Genomic DNA, 21385 nt, shown 5'->3' on the forward strand with positions numbered 1-21385 from the left:
TAACGTCTGATAATTTTTGAATATCTTTGAATTTCATCCAAGGATTATCCCTTGGATTAAATAATTTTGCTGATTAATTTAAGATCAAATAAATTGTACGTTTTTTGATTTATGACGGAAGTCTATTTATTTAAAATCAGAAAGTAGTAAACAGCCTAGTGTGCTATTCACACGCCCTTTATTAAACCAATCTACCCAGTATCTGCTAAACCTTGCCAATCTGCTTTTAAATACCTCAAATGCATTATTTTGGCTAGAATCAGAAATTTAAATTGGTAGGTATTTGGTAGGTAGGATTCTTTTTAGCTTCATCCAATACTCATATTACGGTGAGGGTCACCGATAAAATAATCAATCAATGGTAGAAGGAATCACCCCATGGCTTTTAAAAATATTGCAGATCAAACTAACGGTTTTTATATTCCCTGCGTTTCACTTTTTGGTCCGGGCTGTGCTAAAGAAATCGGGATAAAAGCACAAAATTTAGGCGCCAAGAAAGCACTGATTGTAACTGATGCTGGCCTGTTTAAATTTGGTGTTGCAGATGATATTGCAGATTATTTGAAAGAGGCAGGTGTTGACAGTTATATTTTCCCAGGTGCGGAACCCAATCCAACTGATATTAACGTGCATCATGGAGTTGAAGCTTATAATGAAAATGCCTGTGATTTTATTGTATCGTTAGGTGGGGGCTCATCACATGACTGTGCCAAAGGCATCGGTCTGGTCACTGCAGGTGGCGGACATATCCGTGATTATGAAGGGATTGATAAAAGTACCGTTCCGATGACACCACTGATTGCAATCAATACCACGGCAGGGACGGCTTCGGAGATGACACGTTTCTGTATCATTACCAATACCGATACCCATGTGAAAATGGCGATTGTAGATTGGCGTTGCACACCACTCATTGCGATTGATGACCCTAAACTGATGTTGGCCAAACCTGCCGGCCTGACTGCGGCAACAGGGATGGATGCTCTGACACATGCGGTCGAGGCCTATGTATCTACGGCTGCTAATCCCATCACTGATGCCTGTGCAGAAAAGGCGATCACCATGATCAGTGAATGGCTCAGTCCCGCAGTGGCGAATGGGGATAATCTAGAAGCACGGGATGCCATGAGCTATGCTCAATATCTTGCCGGAATGGCCTTTAATAACGCCTCTTTAGGATATGTGCATGCGATGGCACATCAGCTCGGAGGCTTCTACAACTTGCCGCATGGTGTTTGTAATGCAATTCTGCTCCCCCATGTTTGTGAATTTAACCTGATTGCTTGTCCTGAACGTTATGCCAAAATTGCCCAATTGATGGGGGTGAATACAGAAGGCTTAACCGTAACTGAAGCAGCTTATGAAGCGATTGGCGCCATTCGTCAGCTTTCGGCTTCAATTGGTATTCCATCTGGGCTGACGGAATTGAATGTAAAAGAAGCTGACTTGGCCATCATGGCGGAAAATGCACAAAAAGATGCCTGCATGCTGACCAATCCACGTAAAGCCAGCCATGCCCAAGTGGTAGATATTTTTAAAGCGGCGATGTAGTGCCTCAATGTAAGTCTTCTCTCCAAGCATCTGACTTACATTTTTAACAGCCCCTGTTTCACTTCCTGAGGAAGTGTGCCAAGAGCAGACATGCATTTTCCTGTTCCTGGCTGATCCTTTTGCCTTCATAAGAGGATAAAAGCGGGGGGTGTTTCTTTTTTATGAAGTCCCCTTCATTATGAATATCGACATTAATCCCATGGTAGAAAAATGCCACTATTTTTTTAGCCCGTTCTAGCCACAAATAAAATTTCATAGCGTATTATCTTACGATTATATTTGATCCCTGAGGAATAAACTGCGCGTCCTTCAAATGACATGAAGGTGAGCGTAGCTGATATCAAGCATCTAGGCAAACGGCAAACTGGGTAGCCACTGATAAAAATTTTAGGATCAGGTTCAGTCTAAATTAATAAGTAAACTCACAGTAAGCAAGGATAATACTTAATATTCCAGAATATTCCTATTTTAACTATTTAGCTTTGTACCGACAGTTACATCAGCTTTAAAGATTTTTATATTTTAACAGAGTCTGATGAACGGGATGGTTTTTGGGCATCAGTTCAATCAGGCGTTCTACAGCATCAATCGCTTCAGGAAAATGTGCCACATGTTTCAGCAAGACATCGGTTTCATTAGCCTTGAAAATGGCATCGCTCAGGCGTGATTCCAGACAATCTCTCCAGGCGCATAGAAATGGACTTTCTGTTTTGGCCAGAAATACGCCGGTACATAATTTCAAGGCTGAATCGATATACCCAGCATCTAAAGATTGCTCTGTCATTAAAAAATCAGCCTCTACATGCGCCAATAAACGATAGGGTCTGGAACCCAGCATACCACCTAATAAATCGCGTAATTGTGACATTTCTGCTTTTAAAGTCCCCATACTGACCTTGCGCTCGCCATATAAGGCTTGATGCAATGTATCTAGACTCAGACCCTGCGGACATAAGGCTAGAATGGTCAGAATTTCAATCTGTCGAGGAGTCAGAACCAGCATCTTGCCATTAAACAGCACTTGAGGTACTGAAAAAGCTCGAATAAACAGGCGCTGCTTCTGGCATTCTAGTAGAGCCGACTGGATGATCGTAGCACAGCGCTCCGCAGCTAGTAGTGCTAAACTGTTATGCTTTGGCCAGGTAGTCGACAGATCAATGACACCTAAGACCTGTTTTGAATAGGGATCAATAATCGGGGCAGCGTAACAAACCCAATCATGAATGGAGGACATGTAATGTTCACTGGAAAAGACACAGCTGGATTGTTGAGTTTTTAAGGATAATGCCAATGCATTGGTTCCGACTAGCTCTTCGCGCCATTGCCCACCTTCAATAAAATGTACACTTTCTGCGGCACTTTGCATTTGTGGGCTAGAAGCTGCCCAAATGATGGTGCTGCCGATATCTCCGACCGCCAGCACCATAGAAGATTGCTCGGCAATATGTTTTAAATCCTGAGCACAATGTTGCAGGGCTTGGGCTAAAGTTGAGGAAGAAGTGGTCTTTTTTAAATCCGTCAGCGGTGCTGCTAAACGATTCTTCGGGATTTCAGCCGAGGATGAACGTTGCCAGGAGCTGGCAATACTCTGTCCCAGCTGTTCTGCATGTAAGGGAGACAAACTGCTGTTTTGCCGAAGCTGATCAGTATTGTGCCTTTTTTCCATCAAATCTTGTTTTGTCATCATTCCTTATTCTCACAACAATTCATGATTTACATCGGCTGTAATCGTTATTTTTTTAAAATGGATGAAAATATCGTGAACATGCTAGCTCCAACCTTTTTCCAACCTTATACCAGTTATATTAATCAAATAAGATGCAGAAGTCCCTTATACCAAAGCTGTAGAAGCGGTTTTGCCATACGAAAATAAGCAAAGGAAATACATATGCGTTACGTCGATCCTAATCAACCTGATTCAAAAGTTCATTTTAAAGCACAATACGAGAATTTTATTGGCGGCGAATGGGTCGCTCCGGTCAAAGGTGAATACTTTGACAACATCTCTCCGGTAGATGGCAAAGTCTTTACCAAGGTTCCGCGTTCTTCTGTAGAAGACATTGAATTGGCCCTGGATGCAGCGCACAAAGCCAAAGAACAATGGAACAGAGCATCGCCGACCACCCGCTCCAATATTCTGTTGAAAATTGCCGATCGTCTGGAACAAAATCTGGAACTGCTGGCAGTGGCAGAAACCTGGGATAACGGCAAACCGATCCGTGAAACGCTGGCTGCCGATATTCCGCTGGCGATTGATCATTTCCGTTATTTTGCCGGCTGTATTCGTGCGCAGGAAGGCGGCATTTCCGAAATTGATGAAGATACGATTGCTTATCATTTTCATGAGCCGTTGGGCGTCGTGGGTCAGATTATCCCGTGGAACTTTCCGATTCTGATGGCTGTCTGGAAACTGGCACCTGCCCTGGCTGCGGGCAACTGCATTGTGTTGAAACCTGCAGAACAGACTCCGGTCAGCATTCTGGTGCTGGCTGAACTGATTCAGGATATTTTGCCACCGGGCGTGTTGAACATCGTCAATGGCTACGGGGTCGAAGTCGGCCGTCCACTGGCGACCAATCCCCGTATTTCCAAGATTGCCTTTACCGGTTCCACCGCAGTGGGTCAGATGATCATGCAATATGCGACTGAAAATATTATTCCGGTGACTCTGGAACTTGGCGGTAAATCACCAAACTTGTTCTTTGCCGACATTATGGATCAGGAAGACGATTATCTGGACAAAGCGCTGGAAGGTTTTGCCATGTTTGCCCTGAACCAGGGTGAAATCTGCACCTGTCCATCGCGTGCGCTGATCCAGGAAAGTATTGCTGACGAATTTCTGGCGCGTGCCGTTGAACGGGTGAAACGGATTAAAACCGGGCATCCGCTGGATACTGACACCATGATTGGCGCGCAAGCCTCACAGGAACAGCAGGACAAGATTCTGGGCTGTATTGCCACTGGTCGTGAAGAAGGCGCACAGATCCTGACTGGTGGTGAAGCACGTCAGGAAGTGGGTCAAGGTTTCTATATTGAGCCGACTATCTTTAAAGGCACCAATGACATGAAGACCTTCCAGGATGAAATCTTCGGGCCTGTATTGGCTGTGACCACCTTTAAAGACTTTGATGATGCGATCAAGATCGCCAATGATACGATTTATGGACTCGGTGCCGGTGTCTGGTCACGCTCAGCGCATACCTCTTACCGTGCAGGCCGTGCTATTCAGGCAGGTCGGGTCTGGACTAACTGTTATCACATCTACCCTGCCCATGCGGCTTTCGGTGGTTATAAAAAATCAGGGATTGGGCGTGAGAATCATAGAATGATGCTGGATCATTATCAGCAGACTAAAAACTTGCTAGTCAGCTATTCGACCAAACCAGCCGGGTTCTTTTAAGAAGTGAAATACATTCAAAGCGAACTTCGGTTCGCTTTGAATGTATGGTAGCTAGCTTTCACAAAATATCAGCAACATCTTCAAGCTGCGGCCAATTCAAATAAAGTTTTTAGTCTATAAATACTTTTTTTAAAGGAAAGAGCATCACCTCAAATTTCTATTTGCAATAGTGTCATTTCAAGATAATTTCACTCTATAAAGATTTCGCCACATTCTCCAGCCATTGAGTGCCAGAAGAATAAAAATAAAATAAAGCACGGCGGTTAAATACAATGACTTATAGCTATACATGCCGACATAAATCACATCTAACACACACCATAATCCCCAGCTTTCAATATATTTTTTTGCCGCCCAATAACTTGCCACCAAGCTAAAAGAGGCTAACATGGAGTCCAACCAAGGTAGTGACGCTGCGGTGAAATGAGCAAATAAGGCACCAATCACCAGACCAGCGACAATACCCACAATCAGGCTATATACCCAGATTTTTTTATTCAAATAGCCAATCTGTACAGTCAGATCCTGGTCTTGATCTTTCTTCGACCAGCTATACCAGCCATAGAGTTGCATCAAGATAAATACGGCTTGTAATGCTGCGTCTGCAAATAAATTGACACGATAAAAAATAATGATATACAGAAATACAGCGACAATATTCACTACCCAGCAGGCTTTATATTGTTTAGACGTCAACCAGACACCTAAAACATTTAAAATGAACGCTGCAATTTCTATATTTTCCATAGCAATATAACCTGATTAAGCAGCCAATTTAGAAGTTCAGATTGAATGACAAGGTTGCTGTACGCGGCGAACCCAAGAATAAATAATCGTCACCCAAAAATTCACCTGCATCACGCCAGTATTTCTTGTTGAACAGATTATTAATATTCAAGCGTAGCAATGCATCGGTCGTATTTAGCTTAAATTGATAAGCAGCGCCTAAATCAACCACACTATAACCTGCGACTTTCGCAGCACCCTCTTTGTTAGCATATTTGCTGGAACTGTATTGACCACCTGCCAGAACAGTGAAACCTGCAATGCTCGGTACGTTATAGCGAAGATGTGTTGCGAAACGAACTTTTGGCACGTTTTGCGCCTGATGATTGCCATATTCAACCGCTTCTACATTTTCTAAACGGGCTTTAGTCAAGGCTAAAGATGAAGTTAAGCCCAGATGATCGGTTAATGCACCATTCAGTCCGAGCTCCAGACCCTGACTATGTTGTTCGCCTTCCGCAACAAAATAGCGAAGTCCTGAAATCGGCTTGCTATATTGGTTGTCTTGGCGTAAATCAAATAGCGAGGCAGTCAATAAAAACTGCTTGATCTGTTGTTTTAGGCCAATTTCATATTGCTCTGAATAGATCGGCGCTAGAGTTTCAGCCGCATTCTCTGCAAACAAAGGTGCTGTCTTTCCATCTGACAAGCCTTTGGCATAAGAGGCATACAGAGTTGTTGACTCTACCGGGCTATAACTCACTGCAAACTGTGGTAAAAATTTGCCTAAATCCGTATCACGAACTTTTATTACCTGCTTACCCTCTGCATCATAAGCATGTGCTTGTTCATCAAGCTCGATCCATTTTCCGCCAATCAAAGTAGACCACTGTTTATTCCATTCAATACGGTCTAATGCTGTAAATGCAGTTTGTTTACTTTTAAGTACTTGATATTTTGGTCCAGCATTCGCTGTTACTGGGGAAAAATCTATGGTTTCTGTATAAATATTACCTACACCAATCCATTTCCATTCATTGACACCAGCAAAACGATCTCGCGATTTATTGGTTTGTGTAATATCAAAATGTAGATAATGTTGCGCCCAATTGGTATCAATCACCCCATCTAGTTTGACTTTAAATTGGTTGGTTTTAAAGGTTTCATCTGGATTCTGATAATCGTAAATATCATACTCGCCAGCTTTACCAAACGTGTTACAGGAATACTCTTCCAGACAGCCTTCCCGATAATAACCATAAGCAAAGCTTGAATAGTCATCAACTCTGGATTTACTGTGGGCTGCGACGAGTCCCAAGTTCCAGTCATCATTCAAGGCATAACTATATTTTAAACTGCTATTCAGACTATCGATCGTGACCGGTTTGCCCCAAGTCTGGTAACCAAGCAATCGGTCCCATTTCACATTTTCTGGGACTTTACCATCCAGTAATTGATAACCTGGCACTGATTTTTGTTCGGAACGCTGTGCTTCAAGATCAAATTCCAATTTAGATTGCTCAGATGTTTTCCAGTCTAAGGCCAATGCCGCTAAATAGCGCTCACCATCCACGTGATCGACATAAGACTCAATCTGCTCATTCACCAGATTGATGCGATATCCGAATTGCTGCTCATCACCCAAAAAACCACCGAGATCAGTTGCCACTGAAAACTGGCCGTGTTGATCGGCAGAGAATGTCAGGGCCTGGATATCTTTGGGTCGCTTGGTGACATAATTGACCACACCACCCGGGGTCGACATACCACTTTGAATCGCGGAAATGCCTTTTAAAACTTCCACACGTTCTTTGTTTTCAAGTGCAACGTTTTGTTCACCACGAATCACATTGCCATTAATGAGGTAGCTTGATGCCAAATCGAGTTCAAAGCCACGCGAGACAAAGTTTGGATAATAGCCAATTGCAGCATAGCCATCACCGATGGCTGCATCATTTTTTACCACATCGCTCAGCACGCGAGCATGTTGTTCAGCAATGAGATCGGCAGTCACGATAAAGACCGATGCAGGTATTTTTTGCAGACTGTCCGTAGCAAATCCCTCGACATTCACTTTGGCACTCGAGTAAGGGATGCTTTGATCGGCTGTAATGACAATCGTGTCAAGCTGTTGAACATCGTCTTCAGCATAAGTCAGCGGGGCTAAACAAAGCTGCGACAGAATGATCATATTTAAAGATCGGGTTAATACATTCTGTTTGAGTTGACGATTGTTCATACGAAACCTTATGTATTTGAAGTGGGTGATGATGCCGGGTTTAGAGAGCAACTAAGAAGAGTGCAATTCGTGTTGAATGAGCCGGGTTAAAGTCTGGGTAAATTGTTGGCCTTGTTCGCCAAAGAACCAGTCCACATGACCGATAATCCAGTCGTAATAAGCCGCATCTGCATGGTTGAGGTTGTGGGTAATGCCCACAAAATACTCCAGCTCTGAAAAAGCGAAATCCAGATGCACGATTTTCAGCAGTTCTGGCAAAATACTAAAATCTTCTTGTGGATGTATCTCGGAAAAATAAGCATGGAGAAAAGCGGTTAAACCGGCTTCATCAATCGGAATATGTGGGTTCTGCTTTAATTCCAACCAATCAATGAAATTACGTTCAATCGTCACAGCCAGATCATAAAGTGCCGAATTTCGGTCAGATAAACCAAAATCAATTACGGCAGTAATCTCCGCTTTGGCATCCGGTGCTGACCAAAATAGATTAGAAGCGTGTAAATCGTTATGGGTCCAAATTCTGCTTGCCTGTTGCAATACAGGCTGAATACGCTGGTGAACCTGTAAGATTTGATCTAAAAAGTAAGGATCTAAATTTTTGTCGGCACAGTAACGGCTTAATTCTGGACTGTTTACAATGCGCCGTTGAATGGCTGTAACGATATTTTCACTGTTTAAAAGCTGCTGATTGGACAATAAATAAGATGCTGATCGGCCTTGCCGCTCAGGAAAATCCTGCATGGCCATATGTAAGCTTGCCAGTAATTGCCCCGCTTTCGCAGCATGTTCAGCATAGAAAAAAGGTTTCCAGGATTGCTGATCTGCATACAGATCTAAGCCGGCTGCTTTTGCATAGACTTCATAGGTCCAGTCACCTAGCTCTAAAGCGGTCAGACCTTGATTTGAGCTAATCAATGCTGCAACAGGAATTTCTTTGCTAGCTAAATGCTGAAGAACGGCATGCTCCTGTAAAATATCGCGGGCACGACGAAAGGAACAATGGCTGCGCTTAATCAAATACTGATGCGCGACTATTTCATCCCTGCTCACAAGATCCTGCTCTACTTTAACCAATACTGCAGATGAAAATGGCCGTGGACTACACCACAAAATCTGAATATGACCTTGTAAACAGGAATACTGCTGCTGCAGGCTTTGTAATTCTGGATCAGAAATATGTGCCCAGTCTTTATGTTCCCAGGCATTGCCCATACCATGACCTAAATCATCAGTCATTGTGGTCATTATCAATATTCCTGAGCCAGATCATCATGTGGTAATGGAGAGTCATCATTTAAGCAAACATCTACACAGTATTTTCAAATACATTTAATATTTAAGGTTTGTCCCAAAATTAAGTGGTACATACCAGTATTAAATTGGAGGCAAGTTTAGCCTTTTAAATATAAAAATAGAATGCTTAATAATTAAAATTATTTTAAAAAAAAATCCTAAAAACACAGAAGTTTTTAGGATTTGAATGGATTGGAGATAAATATAAGCTTATGCGTGAATATCTAGGGTCATTTCAATTTTGTCCTGAGACCAGATTTCGATGTCATATTCAATCACCAGATCGTTTGATTTTGAAATACGTTCAATGTAAGTTGCTGTTTGGCTTATAGGAATTCCTAAATATTGGCTCTCAAAATGAGAGACACCGGTATTTTTAATTTTTAACTGACTACTCGTATAATCATAATCAAAGTGATTTTTAATGACATCTTGGACCGAAGTAATCACGTCATAATTCAGCACATCTGGAAATAGCGCAACAGGCAGATAATTGTATTCAAGGAGTACCGGGACATCATCAGCATAACGTAAACGGATAATTTCAATAAAGCCGAGTCTTCTCGTTGCTTCACTAAAAACATCACTGTGATCAAATCGCTCCAGCTGTCTGGTCGAGATCAGTTCTGTTCTGGCATTAAAACCCTGTGCCTTCATATAAGAACGAAAATTTTCAATTGAGTTTGGATAGTATTGAATTTTTTTATTACTCACAAACCAGCCGAGATTTTGCCGTTTGTAAATTTTATCTTCGGCACGAAGCTGTTCATAAGCCTTACGCACTGTTTCCCTTGAACAGTTAAACTTTAATGCCAAGTAACGTTCCGATGGAATCATTTGATTAGAACTGTATTTTTTCAATTCAGCCTCAATCAAATCTCTGATTTCCATATACTTCATTCAGTGAATCCAGCTCGTCAGCGTAAGTTATATTGATGGTACTAAATTAAAGAACAGAGGAAAATTAAAAAAGGTACAGATCAGTAAAAAGATACATTCCCTAGTCTTAATGAGAATTTTTACGGTAATGGTAATCCCCCCTAAAAATATTGATGATGAGAATGCAGGACCTTATCGTCAGCAAAATGTATTAAATTCACTTATGCTCTACTTCCTCACTTGTATCGCAAATTGAATAACATGGCATTTACCACAATGTAATTTTCCCTCCTGCCTTTCTTGCTCCCCGACATAAAAGTGATGGATGTGGTCCTGTCCGAAGACTTCTAGAATGCAACGAGGATCGTATAAATATTCGACATTTGAAGGACCACCGGTTTTATAGTCGATCTGTTCCTTTGAATATAGCTCACCAATAAACCATCCACCGTTGAGCAAGGATTTTCTTATGCCTTCTAAAACCTGTTTTTGTGTTTCTATATCGAAATGACCAAATACACAGATCACATTTTGATAAAACTCCGATGGCCATTGAGCTACTGTTAAATCAACATGTTTAAGTTCAACTTTTATCCCTTGGGCTTCAGCCTTGCTGGACAGATGCGTCAAAGCAACATCAGAATAATCCCAGACTTCCGCTGAAAAAGGGTAACCCTGCTGTCTTGCCCGCTCAGCCAGGTATAAGATATTCCGTCCTTCACCTTCAGCAATTGCCAGTGTTTTACCCTCTATTCGGATTTTGTCCGAAATTTGCTGAATGAAAAGATTTGCTGCTGTGCCATACAGATCTTGCGTCCGGGCATACAATTCATTCCAGTGCTGACTCATTTCAGCCTCCATTTACTAAACGATTCAATCAGCTGGAAAACTCTTTAAATGCCTCTAGGGCATTTGCGGCATACATCAATGAAGGTCCTCCACCCATATAGACGGCAACGCCTAAAACTTCTTCCAGTTCCCGTAGGGTCATGCCCATTTTGACTAAGGTTCGAACATGAAAACCGATACAACCATCACAACGTGCCGCCACACCAATCGCCAAGGCAATTAACTCCTTGGTTTTCGGATCAATCACGCCATCACGCATAGCAGTCTGTGACAATTGGTTAAAACTTTTCATTAAATCAGGCGAATCCTGACTTAAAGTTCTTAAACTGCCCGAAATGTTCTGGGTTAATTCTTTGTATTTCATTGCTTCACCTCAAATAAAGAAATCAGCATTCATTTATATATTCAATAGCTTATTTTTCTACCGGATAGCCCTGTTCCAGCCAGGCCTGGTAACCACCCTGAACCGACTTGACCTGGGTAAAACCCATATTCTGTAAGGTATCGGTTGCCAGTGCTGAACGTCCACCCGTACCACAAATCAAATAAATCGGCTGATCTTTAAGATGTTCCAGTGCCTGCTGGGTATCACAATGATGACTGGCTAAGGGATGCTGGTGAATTCGCATTTCCAAAATACCACGTGGATAATTCACCGCCCGGTCTATCGCTGCTGCTTGGAATTCATCTGGTTCCCGAACATCAATCAGTATGGTTTTATGGTTTTGCATCGCCTCAAACAATTCATTTACGCTGACTTCCTGAATCCGGCTTTTTGCATTCCGGATCAATTGCTCTGCAGTTTTCATCATTTTCATTCTTCCTCGGCCATTAAAACGATATTCACATTGCATAAACGATGCTCAGGGAGATTAAAGCGCTTTAGTTTAGGTACTTAATCGTCTGTTTTAGCCCATGAGCGCTGAATAGATTAAATACATAGCTACCCCAACCACGGTTGTGGCAAATATTTTCTGTACCTTGTTACTGTCAATCCGATGCATCAGACTGCGTCCAATGAACATCCCGACAATACAGGCCAGGACAAAGGCCAGTGTGACCGAAACAGGATATTGAAAGCCCTCCAGTACGTGTGCAGAAATGCTGACCCCACCAATCAGGAAAATAATCATGAGAGAGGTCGCCACGATGCTGCGCATATCGAGATCGGTGAATTTACGCAGGGCTGGAACAATAACAAAACCACCCCCAACGCCAAGCAGACCCGTTAATAAACCTGCCACTACACCAATACCAGCCAGAAAGGAGGCCGTTTTCACATTCCAGATCAGACGACCGGTCGTTTGATTGACCTTGCACGGTGCATTACCATGATCATGGACTTTATTAAAGAAGATCCGGTAAGCAACAATCAGCATGACCAGACTGAAAGCCAGCGTCAGCCAGACTGGAGAAACGATATCAGCCAGATGCACGCCATAACGGGCTGAAGGAATACTGATCAGCGCGATCCAGAGCGCAGCGCGATAACGTACAATACGCTTGAATAAACCTTCGAACGTTCCAACCAAGGCCGACAGCGTGACTGCCAGCAAGCCCACCGGCGCAGCCTGAGCTACCGTCCAACCCTGACTCGCCATCAGTGCCGGTACAGCCAGAATGCCGCCACCAGCACCGGTTAGACCCAGCAAGCCACCAATCGCCAATCCTTCCAGTATTAATGCCCACATCGCCCTCTCCCTTATCCACAAAAATGATTCAATAAAGGTTGAACTTTTTGTTGAATCACGACACAAGCTTATTTGAAGTAGTTAAGAGGAAGCTTGAGGTAAGAAACACCATTTTGCTCTGGCTCAGGAAACTGCCCTGCTTTCATATTGATCTGAATCGCCGGTAGAATCAGTTTAGGCATACTCAGTCCTGAATCCCGCTGGTTGCGCATCTGAGCAAATTCAGCTTTACTGATTCCCTGATGAATATGAATATTCTGTGTCTTTTGTGTCTGTATATCAGATTCACACACATAGGATTCACGTGTTTCAGGCAAATAGTCATGACATAAAAAGACCCGGGTATCTTCTGGCAACTGAAACAGGCTTTGTACCGAATCATAAAGCTGTTCTGCACTGCCACGCGGAAAGTCACAACGTGCTGTACCATAATCTGGCATAAACAGGGTATCACCCACAAAAACCGCATCACCAATCACATAACTCAGGCAAGCAGGCGTATGTCCCGGTGTTGGAATGTTATAGGCTTTCAATGTTCCGATTTGGAACGACTCATGATCTTCAAATAAATAATCAAAGAGCTGCTGGGCATTCCATTGTTTAATATCCAGATGATAAATCGCGCCAAAAGTTTGCTGAACAATACCAATTTTCTGGCTCATGGCAATCTTGCCACCTAACTCAGCTTTGAGGTATTGCGCTGCAGTCAGATGATCAGCATGGACATGGGTTTCCAGAATCCACTCGACCGTTAAACCCTGCTCTTTAATATAGGCAATAATTTTATCGGCATGAATAGTTGAGGTACTTGCTGATGCCGGATCGTAATCCAGAACGCTATCAATAATGGCGCAGGCTTTGGTTGCAGGATCACGTACAACATAACTGAAGGTATTGGTATCTTCGTGAAAAAAATCTTTTACTATAGGTAAGTTTGACATCGTTAAGCTCCTGACCATTTACGGTGAATCCATACACCCACCAGCATTGCTACAATAAAATAGAGCACTTGATAGTGGCCCAAACCGATCAAGGTGAAACTTGGCGCCGGACAGATGCCGGCAATGCCCCAACCTGCACCAAATAAAACCGCACCTGTGATCAGTTTTTTATCTATCTGATTATTTTTAGGTAAATCAATAGGGTCATTAAATACTGTTTTCGGTTGCGCCGTACGTAATGCTTTCTGGAAGGGAATAAAGGCCACCGCAATCGCGCCCATCATGACAAAGGCCAGACTGGCATCCCAATCGCCAAACAGATCCAGGAAATCGAGTACTTTTTCCGGATTGGACATGCCTGATACCATCAATCCCACAGAGAACAGCGCACCAAATAAAAAGGCAAACACATTTTTCATTTTAGAATGCTCCTGTGATATGACGGATAATATAAACAGCGACAAAACCTGCAAACATGAAAGTCATGGTCGCAATGATAGAACGCTTAGACAGGCGACTGATGCCACAAATTCCGTGACCACTGGTACAGCCCGAACCTAAGCGTGTCCCAAAGCCCACTAGCAGACCTGCCACAATCATCATCAGTGGGCTGGCATTCAATTCGATTTCAGGTTGTACAAACAGACCATAAATAAACGGTGTGAGGATCAAGCCTAATAAAAACCAGATTGCAGGCGTTTTAAACATGGTTTTTGAGTTTAATACTTGCCCAATCAAACCACTGATTCCTGCAATACGGCCATTGACGTAAAGATAACCAACTACGGAAAGCCCGAGCATTAAGCCGCCAATAAATGCGATGAGGAAGTCATGCATGATGAATTAATCCCTATACAATATACTTTTTTATATTATATAATAAAAAATATTAATCAAGCAGTTTTATGGTAAATTATGTAAACTGCACGGGCTACATCAAAAGTTGTGAGGACATTTATGGATATGATTGCTGAAAATGCCAAAATTGATTTTTCTCAAGTCGATTTCGTCAGCCAATGCCTAAAAGTTTTGGCCAATCCTGATCGTCTGAAAATCTTATGTGTCCTGGTCGATGGGGAAATGAATGTTCAGGAAATTGAAGAATCTACTGACATTCATCAACCTACACTTTCACAACAGCTGACTGTATTGCGTAAGGCCAACATGGTTGGCACCCGACGTGAGGGCAAGCAGATTTTCTATCGTCTGAGTGATCCCAAGGTCTTGAGCCTGATGCAAAAGCTGTACGAGCTGTATTGCGCCTAGCCCTCCTCTTAATGCAACCAAAAAGAAATGATCAGAAGCAGCCCGCTAAAAGCAGTAAACAGGTTTAGCCATACAGGATGCTGGGTATAATAACCTTCAATAAATTCCGGCGGTCCCAGTGATGTCCATCCCCCTCGATATTGCAGGATTGAGGCGATATTCACCAACATGCAAAACACAATCACCGCAATCCCCATCCACTGTGCATAGGCTATTTTTTATGCATAACGTTCATGATCGACTAATTACAATAGCCGGTTGGATTTTTCAATCACAAAACCAAATGCAATTAATGTCAGACCATTCCGGTTCCCTGCCAGAGCGGTTCATTCCAAAGCAAACAATACCCGTGGATGATCCAAAGTGGACATATCTCATCCGATCTTATTGTTCAAAAATTTCTTTGACGTCCATCGCCAGGCCTTGAGTAGATTTAAATTCACCCTGGTTATTTTTCCAGGCCATCGACGGTGTGGAGAAAAAGCCGTATTTCCCCATTAGGGCCTGGTTGGCATCAATTTTTGCAGCAATTTCTGCAGGAATCTTTGCCATTTTCTTGAGCTGCTTTTTGCCTTTATTCTTGTTTATATCATTAAAAACTGCTGCTGGATTTTTCGACATTAACAATGTTGCCACCTGACCACGGCTTTCTTCACGGATCACACCGACCTGAATATGACGCAGCTGTACCTTGCCTGATTCGACCCAAGGCCGAGCCGCCTGCCAGAATTTATAGCAATATGGACAATTCGGATCGGAAAAGACATAAACCACTCGTGGTGCATCCGGCTTGCCATCCTGAATCCAGGTCGATTTTTCCAGGGTTTTCCAGACATCATCCAATACCGCTTTTTTCATATGCTTTTCAATCTGCTCATTGGACAGGCTTTTCCCTTGCGCATCAAACAGTTCGCCCTTGATATAATATTTGTCATCGTTGGAGATAAATACTGTATTGGAGTACTGGTCTTCATGCCCCACCCAACCGGTCATTCCTTGCGGTGCCGGAATCTGTTTTACAAACACAAAACCCTGTTTTTCAATATTCTGTTTAATATTCGCCTGCGTGTGCATGCTCATGATCAGGAACATGCCTGCACCCAGTACCCGGTAAATTCTGTTCATACTAAGTCCTTCCGTTTTTTTAAGGTTGATCTGAAATTCTGTTTAAATATTGCTGCAACATGGCCGGACTGAGTTCCCCCATATGCCGCTCGACCAGCTGGCCTTGAGCATTAAAAAACAGCGTCGTTGGCAGGCCAAAACTATTCAGCTGCTGTGGCAGTTCACCATATGGGTCCAGCAGGACATGTTTAAATTGAAACTGATGTTTTCTTAAATAGGCATTTACGGTGGCTACCTCCTCACCCTGATTCAGCATGACAAAATTCACTTGAGGATGCTGCTTGGCTGCTTTGGCCAATACCGGCATTTCGCGATGACACGGCGGACACCAGCTCGCCCACAAATTAATTACCGTGGGCTGGCCAATGAATTGGCTGAGTGGAATCTTATCTGTACCCAGACGTTCCTGTTCTAGTCCAGCAAAGGCTAGATCAGGAAACGCTGCTTCAGTTTTTAGACTGGATTTGAACGCGAGCCCAAGCCCGACCCAGAGTACAAAGATGATCAGCAAGATGGCTTTGAATCGGGTCTGCAACTGTCTGTTGCGAATGACATACCATAAAGTACCTATCAGCACCCCGCCCCATAAATGAAAACCTTTGTCCTGGATTTTCAGTATGTCGATGGGGGCTACAAAATACAGCTCGGCATTGAGTAGAACGAAAACAAGACGTGCACCCAGCATCCCTAGCAGAAAACTGCTCCAGAGCAAATCCTGACTTTGTCCAAGCAGCTGTTTAGACCATGAATACTTTCTGGCTAATCCAAACAGGATGGCAGATAACAGCATCAAGCCAGTGGCAACAATCATGAGTGTCCAGGGCAACATCAAAGGTCCCAGATGCAGCGCATCACTGGAAATCATCATAGTTGCTCCCCTTGTAGTTGCTGCAATGTGCCTAGTAAATGTGCCGCACTAAAGCTTCCGGTCAAGCGCAACTCACGCTGCTCCTGATGCGCTGCATTTAAAAATATAAAGGTGGGTGGACCGAGGATTTGCCATTCTTTTAGCAGCTCATCCTGACTTGGATGATAGTGGGTCAGGTCTAATTTGATACGAACCACATTTTGTAAAGCCGTCTGGACATCACTACGTGGAATCACTTCCTTTTCAATCGGTTGACAGGCCACACACCAGTCCGCATACACATCAATTACCACTGGCTGTGCAGGATGTTTGGCTAAAACCTGTTGCAATTCTGCGGCTGTACTGACCTTCTGCCATTCAAGCCGTGATTCCACATGGGCGACCTGTACCTGACTCCAGACATGATAGAGCTGCATGCCTCCTGCAAAGACCAGTAAACCACTGAGCAGCATCAGGACTATTTTCGATACAGACCGATGCACATGGGGCAGCATCTTGAACAAGAAGTAGCCTGAACAGGTGATCAGTACTACACCCAAAAGGCTCAGGTATAAAATGCCGGGCAATAGGGGGCGGGCAAAATACAAGGCCAGGGCCAGCATGACAAAGCCAAAACTAAACTTCAGGCGATCCATCCAGATGCCAGGTTTGGGTAAAAGATGGGACCCAAATACAGCTGCGATAAATAGTGGCAAGCCCAGCCCAAGGCCTAAGACAAACAGATAGCTGGCACCCAAAATCGGTTGATTAAGCTGAGACACATAGATTAAGGCACCGGCCAACGGTGCACTCATACATGGCCCGACAATCAGTGCCGCGATCATGCCCATGAGACCAGCACCAATCAGCGTGCCACCCTTCTGCTTTTGCTGCCATTGATCCAGCCGCTGTAACATGCCTTGAGGTAAGGACAGCTGAAATACTCCGAACAGATTAAGCGCGAACAAAACAAACAGAATGCTGAAAATACTGATGAATATCGGACTTTGAAACCAGCGCTGAAAACTGTAACCGAGCTGTGCCACAGCAAGTCCTATGACCGCATAGACCAGTGCCATACCCAAAACAAAGACCAGCGCAATCAGTGCAGCACGGTAGCCCCGGTGCTGCTGAACCAGAATTCCCGTTAAAATTGGAATTAAAGGTAAAGAACACGGTAAAAATGCCAGCAGAATGCCAAGCCCGAGAAAAATCAGAGCATTAATCAACAGACCTTGTTTCGACAGCAAACTTAAAAAATACTGGTCATTGTTCCACTGGTCATTCATGCCTGCTGATGAAGTTTGATTTTTAGGGTCTGTAATAAGCTGGTCGTTTTTCTCTGTTAATTCCACCTCAGGCTGCACGACAGGGTCGGAAACTGCAGCGACTTGCACTTTCTCCACCTTTTCTTCAGCCAGTGCTTGATCTGTACTTTGAGTTTGCCCTATAGCTTGGAGCTCATCTTTCTGAGTAGTCAAAATCTTTTCGTTTGCTTCTGGCTGTGTAGTGCTGGCCAGCAGCTTTTGAGGCTTGCTCAAGTTTTGCGCTGGAAATAAACCATCTGCATCAGTTTTTACTGTGGTGCGTTGCACCGGATAACATAAACCGCTTTCTGCACAGCCCTGCCACTGCACCGCAAACTGCTGGTTGGGCTGGACATTCATATTGGTTTTGACTTGCCCATAATGCACCTGAGTCAAACCGAAATTGGGATCATCTTTGTCTTCAGGTTTGGGCAATGCCAACTTGACTGGGGTCTGCTGATGAGACACTTTAAGCTGGTCATGATACAGATAATAACCCTCTGCGATTTTCCAGCTAAGCTCTGCCTGATCCTGACTTGTAGAAACCACCTGAAACTGAAAAGCCTGATCCGGTGGTAAAAAGTCTGCATGTGCAGTTCCCGTCATGATTCCACCGCCGATCACGGCACCCAATATCCACTTCAACATCCAGCTGATCTCCTCCTGTTAGGACTGCATTATTGAAAAACTAAAATTAAGACAACATTAACAGCCCAAATCATTTATAAAATAATGGCAGTTTGATCAGGATGTTCTATGTTTATTGTATTGGTTGAGGATGATCCCTATATCGCACAGAGCATTTGTGCTGCTCTGAACTATCTGAATATTTCAGTGGAGCATGTCAGTCACGCACGTGCTGCAGATTATTTTATCCGGCATAGTGCTGTCGATTTGTGTTTACTGGATTTAGGCCTGCCGGATCAGGATGGCCTGGACTTGCTGCACAGCTGGCGACGCGACCAGATTGATCTCCCGGTACTGGTATTGACGGCACGGCTGCGGACCGATCAGTGTGTTCAGGCCCTGAATGCCGGTGCCGATGACTACCTGACCAAACCCTTTGAGCTGGAGGAACTGATTGCCCGGATTCATGCCCTCACCCGTCGCCACCGCGGCTTTGCCTCGAATACACTGCAATTTGATGACCTGGTTCTGAATCGGGATACCCAGACTGTGACCTACCAAGACCAGGCCGTGAGTTTATCTCGCCGTGAATTCAGCCTGCTGGAAACCCTGATGAGCCACCCCAACCAGATCCTGAAAAATGAACAGCTTATTGACAAGCTCTATGGTTTTCAGGACGCTATCGAGAGCAATGCCCTGAATGTACACATTTATCACCTGAGACAAAAACTACATCCAGACTTGATTCAGACCGTTCGTGGTGTGGGCTATATTTTCAAACCGTTTGAGCATCGTCATGTTTAAGCACAGCTTGAAATGGCGTTTGGCCATGAGTCTTTTGGCCGTGTTTATTGTGCTGTGGAGTGCGGTATTTTCATGGCTGTATATTGACCTGAAACAACGTTTACAAGACACGCTGGATCAACGCCTATCGGCATCTGCGCAAATGGTTGCCCGGCTGATTCAGCAGCTACCGCTGGATAGTCTGGGGGATGCAACCTTATCCAAATTAGCCAAGAATGATGATGCAAACCAGTTAATTGCCTGTGAAGTCTCTCTTTTTAGCTCTGACATCTCGTTAGATAATCAGGTCATTGCCAAAACACGCGGTGCCCCCCAAAATTTAAGCCAGCGACCAGAAGGATTCAGCACCTGGCAGCAGGGTGATACGGAATGGCGCAGTTATGTCCTGCGTCGTGGTGATATTCAGGTGGTGGCGGCAGAACGTATGTTCTTGAGGGATACCTTACTACAGCAGATTCTACAGTCCGTACTGGTTCCCTTGGTCTTCTCACTGCTAATCTGTATTGCCCTGATCATCTTTATTATCCGCAGACAGTTCCGGTCTTTGGATCAGCTCAGTCAATACCTGAACCAGAAAAACCTTAGCTATTCAGAGGCGGCAGATTTTTTAATGCAGCTCAAGCCTGCAAGCATTCCCCAAGAAGTACAGCCTTTTGTCAACAATTCCACGCAGTTGATTCAGAAACTCAATGACAGTCTGCAACAGGAGAAAGCCTTTAGTGCCTATGCTGCACATGAATTACGCAGTCCCCTGACCGCAATTAAAACCCATGTACAACTGGCACAGCTGATCGGTCAGCAGCAGAACCTGCCTGAATCCATTCAGCACAATTTGCAGCAGGCCAATGAGAGTATCCGGCGTTATACACTATTACTCGAGCAGCTTTTATTGCTGACCCAATCAGAAAACAGTCTCCAGGAAATGACTGAGGCCATCTGGCTTCGCCCCACACTTGAGAAAGTTCTTGCAGACTTAGGTACACGCTATCCAGAAATGAACAAAAAAATACAGGTGAAATGGGAAAGTCTAGGCGAAATTCAGCTACCTGAATTTGTGCTGTATACCGTACTGAAAAATCTGCTTGAGAATGCACTGCTGCATGCACAGGCTGAACAGATTTGGATTTCCATGCAGTCTGGTTGCCTGGTGATTGAAGATAATGGCCAGCAACTTACAGCAGAAGATATTCAACATTTAGGACAACGCTTCTGGCGCAAATCTGCTCAGCAGCATGGCCATGGTTTAGGACTGGCATTAACTGCTAACCTGTTAAAACAATATGGCTATCAGCTCTCTTTCAATGCCCGTCGACCCTATGGTGGGCTCAGCATTGAAATAAAGTACGGCGTGTCTAAGCGTGACATGCAAGCTTAGGGATATCCAGCCATACGGCTGTTGGAAAATACCGGGTCAGATACTCCTTTAAATATTGAATGGTATCCATCGCAATCGTTTGATCCTGGTGGTCATCAGCATGGTTAAATGCCACAGCATAAAGCGTGACTTCACGTTGTTTGAGTAGCTCCAGACTCAGTAGAGTATGATTAATACTGCCCAGACGGCCTGAAGTCACCAGAATGACAGGGTAGTGATGCGCTGCAATATAATTGATCGTCAGCATGTCCCGGGTCAGCGGCACCATTAATCCACCCGCTCCTTCAAGCAGAACCCGGTCATAACGCTCGGCCAGTATAGTGGCTGCCTGCTGAATTTTTTCGAAATCGATTGAACGCCGATCCAGTTCAGATGCCAGATGCGGTGAGGCCGGATAGCTAAAGATTTCTGGCATGGTCAGCTTGCCACCTGAGTGCAACTTAATTTAAAAAATAATTGAGGATG

Annotated in this window: 20 protein-coding genes and 2 pseudogenes; 5 read left to right on the plus strand and 17 right to left on the minus strand. The window is 43.9% G+C overall.

Annotation, left to right across the window (positions count from 1 at the left end):
- Window positions 1-378 precede the first annotated feature (378 nt).
- Complete coding sequence (locus FTT73_RS13950; RefSeq protein WP_004733137.1) at window positions 379-1551, plus strand: iron-containing alcohol dehydrogenase; 1173 nt, start codon at window positions 379-381, stop codon at window positions 1549-1551.
- Window positions 1552-2056: 505 nt separating this feature from the next.
- Here the strand turns inward: FTT73_RS13950 and FTT73_RS13955 are convergent.
- Window positions 2057-3238: a hypothetical protein gene (locus FTT73_RS13955; RefSeq protein ID WP_004647792.1), complete on the minus strand. Its 1182-nt coding sequence runs from the start codon at window positions 3236-3238 to the stop codon at window positions 2057-2059.
- Between the two features lie 201 nt (window positions 3239-3439).
- On the opposite strand from FTT73_RS13955, the gene FTT73_RS13960 reads away from it, so the two are divergent.
- The gene (locus FTT73_RS13960) at window positions 3440-4951 is read left to right on the plus strand and encodes an aldehyde dehydrogenase family protein (RefSeq protein WP_005093765.1); all 1512 of its coding nucleotides are present in this window, start codon (window positions 3440-3442) and stop codon (window positions 4949-4951) included.
- A 177-nt stretch (window positions 4952-5128) separates the two neighbouring features.
- Here the strand turns inward: FTT73_RS13960 and pnuC are convergent, their stop codons facing one another.
- From pnuC to FTT73_RS14015, 11 genes are all read right to left on the minus strand, one after another.
- Window positions 5129-5698, minus strand: coding sequence for a nicotinamide riboside transporter PnuC (gene pnuC, locus FTT73_RS13965; protein ID WP_074382699.1), 570 nt, complete (start codon window positions 5696-5698; stop codon window positions 5129-5131).
- A gap of 28 nt (window positions 5699-5726) precedes the next feature.
- Window positions 5727-7916 (minus strand): TonB-dependent siderophore receptor, encoded by a 2190-nt coding sequence (locus FTT73_RS13970; RefSeq protein ID WP_180191591.1) that lies wholly within the window; start codon window positions 7914-7916, stop codon window positions 5727-5729.
- A gap of 51 nt (window positions 7917-7967) precedes the next feature.
- The gene (locus tag FTT73_RS13975; protein WP_180075592.1) at window positions 7968-9161 is read right to left on the minus strand and encodes a phosphotransferase enzyme family protein; all 1194 of its coding nucleotides are present in this window, start codon (window positions 9159-9161) and stop codon (window positions 7968-7970) included.
- 258 nt (window positions 9162-9419) lie between these two features.
- Window positions 9420-10109, minus strand: a complete 690-nt coding sequence (locus tag FTT73_RS13980; RefSeq protein ID WP_005093757.1) for a GntR family transcriptional regulator — start codon at window positions 10107-10109, stop codon at window positions 9420-9422.
- A gap of 207 nt (window positions 10110-10316) precedes the next feature.
- The gene (locus tag FTT73_RS13985; RefSeq protein WP_005093755.1) at window positions 10317-10937 is read right to left on the minus strand and encodes a class I SAM-dependent methyltransferase; all 621 of its coding nucleotides are present in this window, start codon (window positions 10935-10937) and stop codon (window positions 10317-10319) included.
- 28 nt (window positions 10938-10965) lie between these two features.
- Window positions 10966-11301: a carboxymuconolactone decarboxylase family protein gene (locus FTT73_RS13990; RefSeq protein WP_005093752.1), complete on the minus strand. Its 336-nt coding sequence runs from the start codon at window positions 11299-11301 to the stop codon at window positions 10966-10968.
- Window positions 11302-11350: 49 nt separating this feature from the next.
- Entirely contained in the window at window positions 11351-11746 is a 396-nt protein-coding gene (locus tag FTT73_RS13995) for a rhodanese-like domain-containing protein (protein ID WP_035337430.1), read from the minus strand.
- Window positions 11747-11845: 99 nt separating this feature from the next.
- Window positions 11846-12628, minus strand: coding sequence for a sulfite exporter TauE/SafE family protein (locus FTT73_RS14000; protein ID WP_074382697.1), 783 nt, complete (start codon window positions 12626-12628; stop codon window positions 11846-11848).
- Window positions 12629-12696: 68 nt separating this feature from the next.
- A complete protein-coding gene (locus FTT73_RS14005; RefSeq protein WP_053579072.1) occupies window positions 12697-13569 on the minus strand; it encodes an MBL fold metallo-hydrolase in 873 nt (290 codons plus the stop codon).
- A 2-nt stretch (window positions 13570-13571) separates the two neighbouring features.
- A complete protein-coding gene (locus FTT73_RS14010; protein ID WP_053579073.1) occupies window positions 13572-13988 on the minus strand; it encodes a DUF6691 family protein in 417 nt (138 codons plus the stop codon).
- A gap of 1 nt (window position 13989) precedes the next feature.
- Window positions 13990-14406: a YeeE/YedE family protein gene (locus tag FTT73_RS14015; protein ID WP_016659403.1), complete on the minus strand. Its 417-nt coding sequence runs from the start codon at window positions 14404-14406 to the stop codon at window positions 13990-13992.
- A gap of 120 nt (window positions 14407-14526) precedes the next feature.
- Here FTT73_RS14015 and FTT73_RS14020 point away from each other — a divergent pair, with 120 nt between their 5' ends.
- Complete coding sequence (locus FTT73_RS14020) at window positions 14527-14835, plus strand: metalloregulator ArsR/SmtB family transcription factor (RefSeq protein WP_005247061.1); 309 nt, start codon at window positions 14527-14529, stop codon at window positions 14833-14835.
- An 8-nt stretch (window positions 14836-14843) separates the two neighbouring features.
- Here FTT73_RS14020 and FTT73_RS16525 read toward each other — a convergent pair.
- The 4 genes and pseudogenes from FTT73_RS16525 to dsbD form a co-directional block, all read right to left on the minus strand.
- Window positions 14844-15155: pseudogene (locus FTT73_RS16525) on the minus strand (DUF202 domain-containing protein).
- Window positions 15156-15219: 64 nt separating this feature from the next.
- On the minus strand, window positions 15220-15960 hold the full coding sequence (dsbG, locus tag FTT73_RS14030; protein ID WP_016659404.1) for a thiol:disulfide interchange protein DsbG: 741 nt from the start codon (window positions 15958-15960) through the stop codon (window positions 15220-15222).
- A 19-nt stretch (window positions 15961-15979) separates the two neighbouring features.
- Window positions 15980-16828 (minus strand): TlpA disulfide reductase family protein, encoded by an 849-nt coding sequence (locus FTT73_RS14035; RefSeq protein WP_180075593.1) that lies wholly within the window; start codon window positions 16826-16828, stop codon window positions 15980-15982.
- The gene (gene dsbD, locus FTT73_RS14040; RefSeq protein WP_074382695.1) at window positions 16825-18762 is read right to left on the minus strand and encodes a protein-disulfide reductase DsbD; all 1938 of its coding nucleotides are present in this window, start codon (window positions 18760-18762) and stop codon (window positions 16825-16827) included. The genes FTT73_RS14035 and dsbD overlap by 4 nt, the downstream gene beginning before the upstream one ends.
- A gap of 108 nt (window positions 18763-18870) precedes the next feature.
- On the opposite strand from dsbD, the gene FTT73_RS14045 reads away from it, so the two are divergent.
- Both FTT73_RS14045 and FTT73_RS14050 read left to right on the plus strand, forming a co-directional pair.
- Window positions 18871-19545 carry a response regulator transcription factor gene (locus FTT73_RS14045; RefSeq protein ID WP_005093734.1) on the plus strand — a complete coding sequence of 225 codons (675 nt, stop codon included), beginning with the start codon at window positions 18871-18873 and terminating at the stop codon, window positions 19543-19545.
- A complete protein-coding gene (locus FTT73_RS14050; RefSeq protein WP_074382694.1) occupies window positions 19538-20920 on the plus strand; it encodes an ATP-binding protein in 1383 nt (460 codons plus the stop codon). Before FTT73_RS14045 ends, FTT73_RS14050 begins: the two co-directional genes overlap by 8 nt.
- Here FTT73_RS14050 and bioD read toward each other — a convergent pair.
- Window positions 20898-21344 (minus strand): annotated as a pseudogene (bioD, locus tag FTT73_RS14055) (dethiobiotin synthase); the annotation flags it as partial. The gene FTT73_RS14050 and the pseudogene bioD overlap by 23 nt on opposite strands.
- Between the last annotated feature and the right edge of the window lie 41 nt (window positions 21345-21385).

This window comes from Acinetobacter sp. YH01006, from assembly GCF_013420445.1.
Lineage (GTDB): Bacteria > Pseudomonadota > Gammaproteobacteria > Pseudomonadales > Moraxellaceae > Acinetobacter > Acinetobacter pseudolwoffii.

What these genes read in the sequence shown, in the direction of transcription:
- FTT73_RS14000 (WP_074382697.1), bottom strand. Translation starts at nt 12,628, where the DNA reads ATGTGGGCATTAATACTGGAAGGATTGGCGATTGGTGGCTTGCTGGGT.
- FTT73_RS14005 (WP_053579072.1), bottom strand. Translation starts at nt 13,569, where the DNA reads ATGTCAAACTTACCTATAGTAAAAGATTTTTTTCACGAAGATACCAAT.
- FTT73_RS13980 (WP_005093757.1), bottom strand. Translation starts at nt 10,109, where the DNA reads ATGAAGTATATGGAAATCAGAGATTTGATTGAGGCTGAATTGAAAAAA.
- FTT73_RS13970 (WP_180191591.1), bottom strand. Translation starts at nt 7,916, where the DNA reads ATGAACAATCGTCAACTCAAACAGAATGTATTAACCCGATCTTTAAAT.
- FTT73_RS13990 (WP_005093752.1), bottom strand. Translation starts at nt 11,301, where the DNA reads ATGAAATACAAAGAATTAACCCAGAACATTTCGGGCAGTTTAAGAACT.
- dsbG (WP_016659404.1), bottom strand. Translation starts at nt 15,960, where the DNA reads ATGAACAGAATTTACCGGGTACTGGGTGCAGGCATGTTCCTGATCATG.
- FTT73_RS13960 (WP_005093765.1), top strand. Translation starts at nt 3,440, where the DNA reads ATGCGTTACGTCGATCCTAATCAACCTGATTCAAAAGTTCATTTTAAA.
- FTT73_RS14015 (WP_016659403.1), bottom strand. Translation starts at nt 14,406, where the DNA reads ATGCATGACTTCCTCATCGCATTTATTGGCGGCTTAATGCTCGGGCTT.
- FTT73_RS13995 (WP_035337430.1), bottom strand. Translation starts at nt 11,746, where the DNA reads ATGAAAACTGCAGAGCAATTGATCCGGAATGCAAAAAGCCGGATTCAG.
- FTT73_RS13975 (WP_180075592.1), bottom strand. Translation starts at nt 9,161, where the DNA reads ATGACCACAATGACTGATGATTTAGGTCATGGTATGGGCAATGCCTGG.
- FTT73_RS13950 (WP_004733137.1), top strand. Translation starts at nt 379, where the DNA reads ATGGCTTTTAAAAATATTGCAGATCAAACTAACGGTTTTTATATTCCC.
- dsbD (WP_074382695.1), bottom strand. Translation starts at nt 18,762, where the DNA reads ATGTTGAAGTGGATATTGGGTGCCGTGATCGGCGGTGGAATCATGACG.
- FTT73_RS13955 (WP_004647792.1), bottom strand. Translation starts at nt 3,238, where the DNA reads ATGATGACAAAACAAGATTTGATGGAAAAAAGGCACAATACTGATCAG.
- FTT73_RS13985 (WP_005093755.1), bottom strand. Translation starts at nt 10,937, where the DNA reads ATGAGTCAGCACTGGAATGAATTGTATGCCCGGACGCAAGATCTGTAT.
- FTT73_RS14050 (WP_074382694.1), top strand. Translation starts at nt 19,538, where the DNA reads ATGTTTAAGCACAGCTTGAAATGGCGTTTGGCCATGAGTCTTTTGGCC.
- FTT73_RS14020 (WP_005247061.1), top strand. Translation starts at nt 14,527, where the DNA reads ATGGATATGATTGCTGAAAATGCCAAAATTGATTTTTCTCAAGTCGAT.
- FTT73_RS14035 (WP_180075593.1), bottom strand. Translation starts at nt 16,828, where the DNA reads ATGATGATTTCCAGTGATGCGCTGCATCTGGGACCTTTGATGTTGCCC.
- FTT73_RS14045 (WP_005093734.1), top strand. Translation starts at nt 18,871, where the DNA reads ATGTTTATTGTATTGGTTGAGGATGATCCCTATATCGCACAGAGCATT.
- pnuC (WP_074382699.1), bottom strand. Translation starts at nt 5,698, where the DNA reads ATGGAAAATATAGAAATTGCAGCGTTCATTTTAAATGTTTTAGGTGTC.
- FTT73_RS14010 (WP_053579073.1), bottom strand. Translation starts at nt 13,988, where the DNA reads ATGAAAAATGTGTTTGCCTTTTTATTTGGTGCGCTGTTCTCTGTGGGA.